Source organism: Actinomycetota bacterium (assembly GCA_018333515.1).
Taxonomy (GTDB): Bacteria; Actinomycetota; Aquicultoria; order Aquicultorales; family Aquicultoraceae; genus Aquicultor.
The window spans coordinates 30,271-42,720 of record JAGXSZ010000040.1 but is presented as its reverse complement, the minus strand read 5'-3'; the positions used below and the strand labels follow the sequence as shown (position 1 = coordinate 42,720).

Here is a 12,450-nt window from a genome sequence, read left to right as displayed (position 1 = left end):
CCACTTGGAAGGATAAGATGGCGTTTTCAACTCAATTAGTTCAAGACACAAAAGAACACTTCAAGAAAAAGTACGGGCTCGCGCTCAGCGATGAGAAGGCTGTCGCGTATTTAGAGCAGTTTGCAGAATTCGGCTCGCTCGCCTACGACCATCTGTTCCCCAAATATTGCTCCACTGAACAACTGCCCTGCGGAGAGTCCCCCGTTCCCTACTCAAAGACCACAGCGGATGCTGTGGTAGAGTCGGGAGAGGGGGACCGAAGCAGGGCTTGCGCTATGGCGCAAAAGCTCGGAAATTGCACTTCCTCTTCTCGAAAAGAGGGCTCGCTATGAGCTCTCCTTCTTATCTTGAATCTGTTAACAATAATGTCAACAGACAGGTGCATGAGGACTATCACGACTATATTTCGGGCTGCAAAGAACACGGGATTATTCTGTGGCGGGACGAAGAGCAAAAGTACATCTTTATCCCCTACTATGAACTAGGCAGATACTCAGAGGGCGGCAGAAAAGCGATAAGTAGAAAACTTAAAAAGGCGCTCGGTAGAAAAAACGTCCGAAAAGGCGTCTTTATAACGCTCACCTTTGCGCAGACCGGCGTTGACTTGCTGAGCTGCTGGGTAAATATCGGAAATGAGATCCGCAAATTCTTAAACAACGTAAAGATGTGGAAGAAAAGACGGGGTCATAAGGGTTCCCTTGATTACTTCTGGATCGTTGAGCCTCATCGGGGTAACAACAACTACCCTCATGTTCACATCTTCTTCCCCGGTCTTGAAGGTCTTCGATAAGGCTCAAGAGATCTTAAACAAGAAGTCGAAGCCCAAAGAACAAAAGCACTCGTTTCATTTGCGTGGCTTCTTAACCTGTGCGGTTTGCGGGCATGCTGTAACCGCTGAGATTCAAAAGGGTCATACGTATTACCATTGCGCAAAACCGAAGTGCGAGAGCAGAAAACCGTATGCGCGCGAAGATAGGCTCGATGAACAAGTTGTCGGCGTGCTCAAAGGTTTCAGCATAGACGATGCCGAACTAGGGCTGCTACTTCGGGCTACAAGAGAGCAAAAGGACGCAGAGCGAGGCGACAACAAAACAATTATTCAGAGCATCAACAGGCGGCTCCTCGAAAACGGCAAGAAGCTCGAAAACCTAATCGATGCTTGCATCAAGGAAACCGATGAAACCATGATTGATTTTTATGAGAAGAAAAGAAGTGAGCTTCTGGATGAGCGAGCTTCTTTACAACGGCAATTAAGCCCCTCTAATGCAAACGATGAAAGAATCTTCGAACAGATGGAAGGTTTCTTTAAATTCGCTAATTCAGCAGTTCAGGTATACAGTGATGGGTCAATTGAAGAAAAGCAGAGGGTTCTTAGTTTAACATCTTCGAACCTGCTTTTGAAGAACGGTCTTATAGCCAGCTACCAGGTAAAAGAACCCTTCAGCATACTCGCTTCAGGATCTAATTTAGAGGAATTTGAAAACTTGCTGGGGGAGAAGGATTCGAACCCTCACATACGGAGCCAGAGTCCGTTGTCCTACCGTTAGACGATCCCCCACTCTTCTCTTTTCAATTGATTCCGAAGAATCGACATCGAAATAGTACCACGAATTGACGTGGTGTTCAACTTTCGAGTAGACTTTCGAGTAGACTTTCGCGTGAGGCAACGCGCCTCGCCTGGCCCACCGAATCGCTTCGAAAAAGACCTGCTCATCCTGGTGTTAAAGCATTTTTACGGCCTCGCCGAGACGCTCGATGGTGGTGTCCCTGCCGAGAAGCTCCATGGTCTCGAAGAGCGGCGGGCTGACGATGCGCCCGCTTACGGCAACACGCAACGGCTGGAAGACGAACTTCGCTTTGACGCCCGTCGTCTCGGCGAGCGCGCGAAGGCGCGTCTCTATTTCGTGCGCCTCGAAAGCAAACGAGCCCGAGAGCACCTCTATCGCCTGCTCCAGCACGTCTTTTGTCCCCTCTTTCTTTAGGACTTTCTCAACGGCAACCGGGTCGAACGGAACCCGGCTGAAGAAGAAATCACTAAGGCCCACGATATCCGCGAGCTTCGTCAGCCGCTCTTGTGTGATTTCGGCCAGACGCAGGTACCAGGCATCTTCGTACATCTCGATAGGAAGACCGGCCGCTCGCATAAAGCTCTTCTGATACCCGGCAAGCTCGGGTAATGTCAGCTCGCGGATGTAGACGCCGTTCATCCATTCGAGTTTTGCCGGGTCGAAGACGGCGGGCGATTTGCCGACCGCTTCGAGCCCGAACTTGGCTATGAGTTCTTCCGGCGCAAAAACGGTCTGATCCTCAAATCCCCAGCCGAGAAGCGCGAGATAGTTGATTAACGCTTGCGGAAGATAGCCCTCATCGCGATAGGCCTCGACCGCGGTCGCACCGTGGCGCTTGCTGAGGCGCGTCTTATCCGACCCCAAAATCATCGGAAGATGCGCGAACTCGGGAATTCTATAGCCGAGCGCCTCGCCCAGCACAACCTGGCGGGGGGTGTTCGAGAGGTGGTCGTCTCCCCTTATCACATGAGTGATGCTCATGTCGTAATCGTCGACGACGACCGCGAAGTTATAGGTCGGAATACCGTCGGCGCGCACCATGATGAAGTCATCGAGGTTTTGGTTCTCAAAGACGACCTCGCCTTTGACTCGGTCGCTGATGATCGTTGCTCCCTCGTCGGGACAGCGGAACCGGATGACCGGTCTTAGGCCTCGCGCCTCGCATGCCGCTTGCTCGCTCTCGCTGCGCGCGAAGCAGCGGCGGTCGTACTTGGGAGCCTCTTTTCTGTCGAGCGCCGCCTTTCTCATCGCTTCAAGCTCCTCGGACGCGCAGTAGCACTTGTACGCTTTGCCTTCCGCCAACAGGCGTTGGGCCTCTTCACCGTAGCGGTCGAGGCGATCCGTCTGCAGGTGCGGCCCCTCATCCCAGGTAAGCCCAAGCCAGGTCATACTATTGATAATGGCGTCTATCGCCTCATCGGTTGAGCGCTCGCGGTCGGTGTCCTCGATTCTCAAAACAAAGGCGCCGCCGTGACGGCGCGCGTAGAGCCAGTTAAAGAGAGCCGTTCTTGCCCCGCCGATATGCAGATATCCGGTCGGGCTCGGCGCGAATCGTACCCTTACATCGCTTTCCATAAGACCTCCAGGCCATGCTTAATAACAATAAGAATGTTTGTCGCTATAGACATATAAATATTGGTCGTCGATATGTTTTGACACAAAGGCTCCAGGTTGGCGCGTCGAATAGAGGACGGCTTTAACCCGGATTGGCTCACTCTTGATTCTCCCGGTTGCCGGAATGTTTGGAATCCGCGGGCGCTAGGCGAGCTTCCGCCGTTGCTTTTCTACCATGTCTTGCAGGGTCAGCGAGGCCAGAATATGGGTGGTGGAGTTCTGTATCTCCTTCCAGACATCATGCGTCGCGCATATGGCAACGCGCCCGCATATCCGCGGATTATCGAGACAATCCGATGTCGCAAGTTTCTCGAGTGCCTCAATTATCTGTAGCAGATTTATATCGAACGGCTCTTTTGCAAGAACATAGCCTCCTCCGGCTCCACGAACGCTCTTGATCAAGCCCGCTGCTTTTAGCGGTTTAATCAACTGTTCGAGGTATTTTACGGAAAGCTCTTGCCTTTGGGCTAAGTCCCGCAAAGAAACGGGGCCTTTGTCGTCATGCATCGCTATGTCCAGCATCGCTCGGGCGCCATAGCGCCCTTTCGTTGACATTCTCATCTTGTCCCTTTCACCTTTACAAACAGACTACTTTCCCGGGGCAATTTCTTGTCAACAATCCGTAGCAAGCGCAAAAAAACACTAAAACCGTTACTTACTTTCAACAATATTTTATATACGACTAAATCCTATATCTCTAGTTCACGGCCGTAATCATCGGCTATCCTGTGGTTGTCGTCTTCGTTGTTATAGCCGAACGCTATTTCGAGCACTCGTGCCCGGCCTTCGCTGACCGACATCAACCTGTGTACCGTTCCTGACGGGATAAAGAATTCCTCTCCCACTTTCGCGTCGTGGAACTCCTCGCCTATTTGCACCCGAACGCCTTCGTCGAGGACTACCCATGCATCGCTTCGCAGGTTGTGCCAGTGTAGGCTGGTCTCTTCGTTCGCGTTGAGCGTCAAAAGCTTGACCGAACAAGTCTTATTATACGCGTATTGTTTATAAAATCCCCAGGGTTTTTCTACTTTCATCTCTTATCACCAACCACATCTAACCATGTACATTTAATAGTTGCAAGATTTGCACTATCTCATTATAGCTTAAAACTTAGAGCGTTTTCATTAGATTTGCCATCTCGATAGCGGAGACGGCGGCTTGCCATCCCTTGTTGCCGTGTTTGGTTCCCGCGCGCTCGATGGCCTGCTCGATACTGTCTGTCGTGACGACACCGAATATGACCGGCACGCCGCTGTCGAGGTTAATCCTCGCGATTCCTTTGGCAACCTCGCCTGCCACATAATCAAAATGCGGTGTCGAGCCCCTGATTACCGCTCCCAAACAGATTATAGCATCATAGCGACCGCTCTCGGCCAACTTTTTCGCTATGAGCGGCACTTCGAAAGCGCCCGGCGTCCAAGCGACATGAACATCGCCTTCATCGAGGCCGTGCCTCTTGAGCGCGTCCAGGGCGCCGTCGAGCAACTTCGACCCGATAAAATCGTTAAAGCGGCCTACCACGATGGCAACCCTTAGTCCCTCTCCAATAAGATTACCTTCATATACCTGCATTAAACAACCTCCTCGTATCTTAATTTCTTGTTACACTTAAATAACAAATTGCTGATTTATCTAAAGGGCGCAGGCAGACCGACACCTCCTTGAGCTTGACTACATAAGCTGTCAGCCATTCCTGCTATGCCTAGCCGTTAAACATTCAATCTTCGCTTCTTCGCTTCTTCGCTTCTTCGCTTCTTCGCTGTCGGATATCAAAACTTCGCAATTCGTGATTTTCGCAGCCGTCCAACCGGGTTTATCTTTAATTATCGGCTTTATGCCAGTCGAACATGTGGTCCATCTTTTCCTTTTTTGCCTCCAGATAGTGAACATTATATTCGGTCGTGCCGACCTGTATGGGTACGCGTTCGACGATTTTCAGGCCGTATCCTTCAAGACCCACTATCTTCTTCGGGTTATTCGTCATCAGGCGGATTGAGGTCAAACCGAGGTCGGCGAGAATTTGCGCGCCCATACCGTAGTCCCGTAAGTCCGCCGCGAAGCCCAGGTCATTGTTGGCCTGGACGGTGTCGCGCCCGGCTTCCTGCAACTCATAAGCGCGAAGCTTGTTTAAAAGACCTATTCCCCTGCCCTCGTGTCCCAAGATGTAGAGAAGGACACCCCGGCCCTCTCGCTCTATCATGCCGAGCGCCGCCTCGAGCTGGTCCCCGCAATCGCAGCGGAGCGAGTGGAAGATATCGCCGGTGAGGCATTCGGAGTGAACCCTGACCAACACGTTATCCTTACCCTCCACCTCACCCTTAACGAGCGCGAAGTATTCCTTGCCGTCGAGCTTACAGCGGTAGCCGACCGCCTTGAACGAGCCGAAACTGGTCGGGAGCGTGACCTCGGCGATACGCTCGACGAGCTTCTCCGTCCGGCGCCGGTATTTGATAAGGTCGGCCACGCTGATGATTTTGAGGCCGAACTTCTCGGCGACCTCTTGGAGTTGGGGCAGCCTCGCCATCGTGCCGTCCTCGTTCATTATCTCGCAGATTACTCCGGCGGGATACAGGCCCGCGAGGCGCGCGAGGTCGACCGCCGCCTCGGTGTGGCCCGCGCGCGCCAAAACGCCACCGCGTCTGGCTCTTAGTGGAAAGATATGTCCGGGCATCGATATGTCCCCGGGTTTGCTGTCCGCGTCGACGACCGTTTGGATAGTAACGGCGCGGTCGCGGGCGGATATGCCGGTGCTTATCTTGCCCTTAGCGCCGATGGATACGGTAAACGCGGTTCCCTGTTCGGATGTGTTATTAAATACCATAGCCGGAATCCCCAGTTCGTCGAGGCGCTCGGGCGTGCAGGGCATGCATATGAGGCCGCGCCCATTCGTCGCCATAAAATTGATGGTCTCCGGTGTGACCCGCTCTGCGGCCATTATGAAGTCGCCTTCGTTTTCTCTATCCTCATCATCGACGACTATGATGATTTTCCCCTCTCGCATATCGTCTAACGCTTCGTCGATTGTGTTCAACACCTTGCTCACCTTTCTTTATTGAGGTGCCGGCCTTCGCCGGCCTCATCGTTTATTAGTACCGGCGGCTTCGCCGGCCATAGTCTCCCCCGGTGCGCCCGCCTGTCCTTCGCTACGCGAACCCGTGCTCGCGGAGTGTGTCGAGCGTCAGGCCCGGCGTCTTTTTTTGTTGGCCGTTTATGAATTTTTCAATATATTTACCGATGAGGTCGGCTTCGAGATTGACGATATCGCCCGGTCCCTTAAGCCCCAAAGTCGTTACCGAAGCCGTATGCGGGATTATCGAGACTACGACGTATTCATCGCCGTAATCCATGACGGTCAAACTTATGCCGTCGACGGCAATCGAGCCGCGGCCGATAAGGTAGCGCGTCACCGCCTCCGGCGCCGAAATCCTGATAAGGAGCGCGTTCTTCTCTTTCGACTTCGACTTGATAGCGCCCACCCCATCGACGTGGCCCGATACCATATGGCCGCCGAGGCGGCTCGACATCGTCATCGCCCGCTCGAGGTTGACGGTCTCACCCGACCCGATGATATCGAGGTTGGTCTTCGTGACGGTTTCGGGCATGACATCGACCGCAAAACCGTCCCGCGTCTTCGTCACAACCGTTAAGCAGATTCCGTTTACGGCGACCGAATCGCCTATCTCGACCCCCGTTGCGAGTTGCGGCGCTTTGATATCGAGCACGAATTGATCGGCTCCGCGCCTTATCGATTGAATCTTACCTAGCTCCTCGATTATGCCGGTAAACATACTTTCAGCCCTGCTTCCTCTCCGGCTCTCCCGTCGGGTAAGCCCGTAACCGTAGTAACCGTAGCAACGTCCCCTACGCGGGGTACGCCTCTATTAAAATATCGTCTCCCAAACGCTCAATAGCCGTGATATTTAGTATGCGGGCCGAGTCGAGTTCTCCGCCGACGAAATCGACACCGCCCTCACCGAGCAGCTTCGGTGCGACAAAGACCATATACTTGTCGACCATGCCCGCCTTTACGAAGGATGCGATTAAGCTGCCTCCGCCCTCGACGAGCACACTCGATATCTCAAGGCGCCCCAGTTCTTCCAGGAGAAGCTCTACGTCGACGGCGCCGTCCCAACGGCCGAGCTTGAGCGCTTCGATGCCGCGCGCTTCGAGGTCCTCGATGTTCGCGGGTGCGGCGCGCGAGCCGACGGCGACGACAGTGCGCACCTCGCGCGCGCTCTTTACGATTCTGCTCTTCAGCGGCGTCCTGGCTTTCGAGTCGACGATTACGCGAATCGGGTTCTTGGCCTTCACGCCATCCAAGCGTGTAGTCAGCATCGGGTCGTCGGTTATTACCGTCCCTATCCCGACCATGACGGCATCGTGCTCATTTCTTACCTCGTGCACCTTCTGTTTTGCGTCGGGGCCGGTAATCGCCGTGGTCTTCCCGCGCGCTTCGGCAATCTTCCCGTCAAGGGTGATGGCTGCTTTTAGCACCACAAAGGGTCTGCCCGTCGTAACATATTTGATGAACACCTCGTTTTGCCTGGCTATCTTATCCGCCAGCAGCCCGTACTCTACCTCGATTCCGGCATCGCGCAAGCGTTTGATGCCGCCGCCCGCGCACTTCGGATTCGGGTCTACCATGCCCACGATAACCCTGCTTAGCCCCGCCCCTATAATCGCCTCGGTACACGGCGGCGTCCTGCCGAAGTGATTGCACGGCTCCAGTGAGACGACCATTGTCGCCCCGGTCACATCTTCGACGGCGTTCTTTAGGGCGTTAATCTCGGCATGGGGCTCGCCCACCCGCTCGTGATAACCCTCCGCTATCACGCGGTCGTCTTTTACGATAAGCGCTCCCACCATCGGGTTGGGACTGGTCGCCCCCCGACCCTTCTCAGCCAGCGTTATCGCCCTATCCATATAGCTCTCATAGCCCGATATTTCTATGCTTTTCATAACCTCGATTTCCGGCTCACAAACGTACCTACTCTGTTACGGTTAATAGGGAGATAAAATATGAGTTGCAAAATCCCTTAGTTTAATCCGCTACGATAAACCATCAACCACATATCGACCCTCTGTCAACTTCCGACCCCGCAAACATATCCGCTGGTAATAGCAGCTAGTCGCTGTTGTGCGGACAAATAAAAATGCACCCGGGAGAAAGCGGGGCGCATTATCCAAGTATACGCTATACGTATACTTGACTCTTAACCTTCTCCCATCCAGACTGTAACTGTCGGCTCCGGAATCTCACCGGCTCAGCTTTTTGTGATATTTTACGAATGACTCGCCGTTAAACACAAGCAGCTCGCGGGCTCTAACCGCCGATCGGGAATTTCACCCTGCCCCGAAGGTACTATGTAATTTTAATGATTGTATCAAATGGTCAACGGATATTGCAAGCTAGAGCATTGCGGCCTTGCGTATACCCCGTACCGCCTCTGGTATATCTTCAGAATCGAAGACCGCGGAGCCCGCTACCAAAATTTCCGCGCCTTTGAGAACGACTTTGTCCGCGTTGGCCGCCGATATCCCGCCATCGACCTGAATCTTAACATCGAGTCCTCGGGAATCTATCATATGGCGGATGACCTCTATCTTCTCTAGCGCGCTCGGAATAAACTTTTGGCCGCCGAACCCGGGGTTTACCGACATCACGAGGACGAAATCGAGGTCCTCGAGGATGTGCTGGAGATAGGTAACCGGCGTCGCGGGGTTTATGGAGATGCCCGCCTTTACATACCCGTACTCCTTTATCAGCTGGATCACGCGGTGTGAATGGTCCGTTGCCTCAGCGTGGAACGAGAGCCACGACGCGCCCGCCTCGATAAAACGGTCGATGTAGCGCTCGGGGTTTTCGATCATCAAATGTACATCGAGCGGCAGGTCGGTCGTCTTTCTCAGTGCTTCCACGACCAACGGCCCGATGGTTATGTTCGGCACGAAATGCCCGTCCATCACGTCGACATGGATAAGGTCGGCTCCACCCTGCGCGACAAGCGCGACCTGCTCGCCGAGCCTCGAGAAATCAGCCGAAAGAATCGACGGGGCTATGAGTACCTTTTTATCCATTCCCTACCTCGAGTCAATATCCGATTTTTGCAAAAACGCCGCGTCTGATACCCGGCATTCGAGTCTGTTCTCCGGAAATACGACCGGTTATTCGCGCGCACCTGCTTATATTAGTATATTATCGGCTCTGTGGCTAGTACTCCATCACACATACATCGACTAGTATCCGTCATTCTGGGGGAGTTGAAAACGACCGAACAGTCTCAAGCTTTAGAGATTCTTCGTTTCACTCAGAATGACAACTCATAAAACGTGTGATGGAGTACTAGTCTGGTTACAATTTTTGGGGTTACACCCGCTCGCCTGCTCGCCCGCTCCCCTACTCGCTTCGACGAAACCGCGCTATAAATAAGCCGTCGACGCCGTGTTTGTGTGGTAGTAATTGAATCATATCGTCTTTGACGTCGGCCCGCAGGCGCTCCGGCAAATATGCGGCGATTTTGTCGACATAGAAGTCCTCGCGGATTCGCAGAAACCGCTCTACGACGAGTCTGGTCTCTTGCCTGGTCAACGTGCAAACCGAATAGACAAGTACCCCGCCCGGCTTGACCGCGCCCGCTACAGCGTCGAGCATGTCGGTCTGGAGGGACATCAGCTCGGTTATCTGCTCCGGTGTCTTGTTCCACCGCGAATCCGGTCTGCGCGCGAGGACGCCCAATCCGGAGCAAGGCGCGTCGAGCAAAGCGCGGTCGACCGGCTTCTTGATGACCGCGTTTATTCTCTTGGCATCGGCCTGTATCGGCAGCGCAATCGACGCTCCCATCCGGCTGAAGTTCCGCTTCATAAGATTGACCCGGTTTGCGTTTGAGTCTACCGAGATGATTTGGCCTTTGTTCTTCATCAGCTCCGCCATATGCGTCGTCTTGCCTCCGGGCGCCGCGGCCGCATCCAGCACGGTCTCACCCGGTTGCGGGTCGACTACGCGCGCGATTATCATGGAACTTTCATCCTGGACATAGAACCGGCCCTCTTTGAACCGGCTAAGCCGCGTTATGTCGCCCCCTCCGCGCACGGAGAGCGCCTCGCGCAGGTAAGAGCCGGCCTCGACCGTCCAACCGGCGTCCCTCAAAGCCTGCGCTAAAGCCTCCGGGTCTGTCTTTAAGGTGTTGACGCGTATCGTCATCTTGGGAGCGCGGTTGTTGGCGGCGCAGAGAGCCTCTGTCTCCGCAACGCCGAATTCTTCTATCCACGACTTAACCATCCACATCGGGTGGAAGTACTTGAGCGCGATATATTTTACCGGGTCGGCATTGCGGTCGGGCCAGGGAAGATTTTCTTTTTCCCGGGAGACCGAGCGCAGAAGCCCGTTTACGAACTTGGAAATACCGGGATGGAAGTTCTTCTTAGCGATATCGACCGCTTCGTTTACGGCGGCACGGTCCGGCACATCCATATATATTATTTGGTAAATCGACATCCGCAACAGGTCGAGGACCAGGTCGGGAATCTTCTCGATCTTCTGTGAGGAGAACTTCTTGATGACCCAATCGAGCGTCCCTTTAGCCCTGAGCGTGCCGTATGTAAGCTCGGTGACGAAAGCTCGGTCCCTTACGTCGAGGTCGCTCTCTTGAAGTCTCTTAGGTAGTAGCAAGTTGGCGTAGCTGCCGGTTTTATGGACGCGATTGATTACTTCGAGCGCGATTTCTCGCGGTGCTTTTGACATAATAACCCTTCCGTCGCGTGCCGCCCTTAGCCCGCAACCGACCTAGTCTAGCCCAACTTGTCGCCGACTCTTAAGCGATAACCGCGGACGAATTCCGCCCCGCTCATCCTCTTCTTATTAGCCGGTTGTACCTCGTCGAGCAAGAGCGGCGTGCTCTCTGTCGCCACGAAGGGTCCTTTGTTGGGGTCGATATGGACTATAGCGCCGGGTTCCCCGTTTGCTATCTCCGGCGCGGCCGAGACCCGCCACACCTTGAGCAGCTTGTCCCGGGCTATCGTGCGCGCTCCGGGTTTCGGGTTGAGCCCCCTCACCTGGTCTGAAATGCTCTGTGCCGGGCGCCGCCAGACTATTGCCGCATCCTCGTCGGTGATTTTCCGGGCGTAAGTCACGCCGGATTCATCCTGGGTCACCCGAACGACGGTGCCGTCCTCTATTTTGTCGAGGGTCTCGACGACAAGCTCTGCCGCGATATCGGCCAATCGGTGCGAGAGGGTACCCGTCGTATCGTCAGGCGCTATCGGCACCTGCCGCTGGAGTAGGATATCGCCCGCGTCCAACTCCATAGCCATCCGCATGATAGTCACGCCGGTGATTTTATCGCCCTCCATTATCGGCCGCTGTATCGGCGCGGCCCCGCGCCACCTCGGCAGTAACGAGGGGTGGACATTGATGACGCCGTACTTCGGGGCATCGAGCAGCCACTGCGGGATAAGTTTCCCGTAGGCGAAGACTACGCCGACATCGGCATCGAGGCCGATGATGGTCTCTCTGAAGTCTTCATCCTTTAAGGTCGGCGGTTGCGCGACCGGTATGTTTTCCGTTTGGGCGACGACTTTGACCGGCGGAGGCGTTAGGCGGCGATTACGCCCGGATGGTTTGTCGGGCTGGGTGACGACGAGAGTTATCTCGTGCGAAGACTCCGTTATTCTCTTGAGTACCGGCACCGCGAGTTCGGGTGTGCCCATGAAAAACAGTCGCACTTATCCCATCCCCATCTCTTCGGTAAGCGCTCTCAGGGCGCTTTTTCGCTCTTCGTCGCTCGCTCTATCTATGATCACTTTGCCGTTTATGTGGTCCATCTCGTGCTGGAGGGCGCGCGCAAGGAGCCCTTCGGCCTCGAACTCGACGTCCTCACCATGTTCATTGACGGCTTTTACTCTAACCCTTAAGGACCGGGAGACGTTGACGGATATCTTGTCCGGGTAGACGCTGAGGCAACCTTCTTCGTTCTCTTCCTGCTCCTCACTGTACCAGGTGATTTCGGGATTTATTAAAACCATCGCGTCTTCATCGTCATCGACATCGACGACGACGACCCGTTTCAAAACACCGATTTGGTTTGCCGCCAACCCGATGCCCGGAGCCGCGCGCATCGTATCTATCATATTTTTGATCAGCTTCCTCAAGTCATCATCGATAGAGTCGACTACGTGCGTCTTCTCCTTCAAGACCGGGTCGGGATAGACCCTTATCGGCAAAATGGCCACTGCTCGCTCCTCCTGCGTTCAAGATTTCCCAATCCTGACT

The 12,450-nt window shown here is 54.3% G+C and carries 13 protein-coding genes, 1 tRNA gene, 1 pseudogene and 1 riboswitch; of the genes and pseudogenes, 3 read left to right on the top strand and 12 right to left on the bottom strand.

The features are described 5' to 3' along the window. Positions 1 to 17: 17 nt before the first annotated feature. The 3 genes and pseudogenes from KGZ93_11210 (at position 18) to KGZ93_11200 (ending at position 1,004) form a co-directional block, all read left to right on the top strand. A complete protein-coding gene (locus tag KGZ93_11210) occupies positions 18 to 332 on the top strand; it encodes a hypothetical protein (protein MBS3910167.1) in 315 nt (104 codons plus the stop codon). After that, a complete protein-coding gene (locus KGZ93_11205; GenBank protein ID MBS3910166.1) occupies positions 329 to 790 on the top strand; it encodes a hypothetical protein in 462 nt (153 codons plus the stop codon). Before KGZ93_11210 ends, KGZ93_11205 begins: the two co-directional genes overlap by 4 nt. Further along, positions 750 to 1,004: pseudogene (locus tag KGZ93_11200) on the top strand (zinc ribbon domain-containing protein). The gene KGZ93_11205 and the pseudogene KGZ93_11200 overlap by 41 nt, the downstream one beginning before the upstream one ends. Before the next feature lie 483 nt (positions 1,005 to 1,487). Here the strand turns inward: KGZ93_11200 and KGZ93_11195 are convergent. The 12 genes from KGZ93_11195 to def all read right to left on the bottom strand — a co-directional run bounded on the left by KGZ93_11195 (position 1,488) and on the right by def (position 12,410). Next, a tRNA-Gln gene (locus tag KGZ93_11195) sits at positions 1,488 to 1,558 on the bottom strand. A gap of 163 nt (positions 1,559 to 1,721) precedes the next feature. Beyond that, positions 1,722 to 3,143 carry a glutamate--tRNA ligase gene (locus KGZ93_11190; protein MBS3910165.1) on the bottom strand — a complete coding sequence of 474 codons (1,422 nt, stop codon included), beginning with the start codon at positions 3,141 to 3,143 and terminating at the stop codon, positions 1,722 to 1,724. Between the two features lie 183 nt (positions 3,144 to 3,326). Continuing rightward, positions 3,327 to 3,743, bottom strand: coding sequence for an Rrf2 family transcriptional regulator (locus tag KGZ93_11185; protein MBS3910164.1), 417 nt, complete (start codon positions 3,741 to 3,743; stop codon positions 3,327 to 3,329). Between the two features lie 128 nt (positions 3,744 to 3,871). Further along, positions 3,872 to 4,216, bottom strand: coding sequence for a cupin domain-containing protein (locus KGZ93_11180; protein ID MBS3910163.1), 345 nt, complete (start codon positions 4,214 to 4,216; stop codon positions 3,872 to 3,874). 76 nt (positions 4,217 to 4,292) lie between these two features. Beyond that, positions 4,293 to 4,754, bottom strand: a complete 462-nt coding sequence (locus KGZ93_11175; protein MBS3910162.1) for a 6,7-dimethyl-8-ribityllumazine synthase — start codon at positions 4,752 to 4,754, stop codon at positions 4,293 to 4,295. Positions 4,755 to 5,001: 247 nt separating this feature from the next. Further along, positions 5,002 to 6,216 (bottom strand): bifunctional 3,4-dihydroxy-2-butanone-4-phosphate synthase/GTP cyclohydrolase II, encoded by a 1,215-nt coding sequence (locus KGZ93_11170; GenBank protein ID MBS3910161.1) that lies wholly within the window; start codon positions 6,214 to 6,216, stop codon positions 5,002 to 5,004. A 109-nt stretch (positions 6,217 to 6,325) separates the two neighbouring features. Further along, entirely contained in the window at positions 6,326 to 6,970 is a 645-nt protein-coding gene (locus KGZ93_11165; GenBank protein ID MBS3910160.1) for a riboflavin synthase, read from the bottom strand. Positions 6,971 to 7,043: 73 nt separating this feature from the next. Further along, positions 7,044 to 8,141 (bottom strand): bifunctional diaminohydroxyphosphoribosylaminopyrimidine deaminase/5-amino-6-(5-phosphoribosylamino)uracil reductase RibD, encoded by a 1,098-nt coding sequence (gene ribD, locus KGZ93_11160; protein ID MBS3910159.1) that lies wholly within the window; start codon positions 8,139 to 8,141, stop codon positions 7,044 to 7,046. Positions 8,142 to 8,394: 253 nt separating this feature from the next. Next, positions 8,395 to 8,547: riboswitch (FMN riboswitch) on the bottom strand. Positions 8,548 to 8,591: 44 nt separating this feature from the next. Further along, positions 8,592 to 9,260 (bottom strand): ribulose-phosphate 3-epimerase, encoded by a 669-nt coding sequence (locus KGZ93_11155; GenBank protein ID MBS3910158.1) that lies wholly within the window; start codon positions 9,258 to 9,260, stop codon positions 8,592 to 8,594. Positions 9,261 to 9,579: 319 nt separating this feature from the next. Continuing rightward, on the bottom strand, positions 9,580 to 10,923 hold the full coding sequence (rsmB, locus tag KGZ93_11150) for a 16S rRNA (cytosine(967)-C(5))-methyltransferase RsmB (GenBank protein MBS3910157.1): 1,344 nt from the start codon (positions 10,921 to 10,923) through the stop codon (positions 9,580 to 9,582). 47 nt (positions 10,924 to 10,970) lie between these two features. Then, a complete protein-coding gene (fmt, locus tag KGZ93_11145; GenBank protein MBS3910156.1) occupies positions 10,971 to 11,903 on the bottom strand; it encodes a methionyl-tRNA formyltransferase in 933 nt (310 codons plus the stop codon). Beyond that, on the bottom strand, positions 11,904 to 12,410 hold the full coding sequence (gene def, locus KGZ93_11140; protein ID MBS3910155.1) for a peptide deformylase: 507 nt from the start codon (positions 12,408 to 12,410) through the stop codon (positions 11,904 to 11,906). Positions 12,411 to 12,450 lie beyond the last annotated feature (40 nt).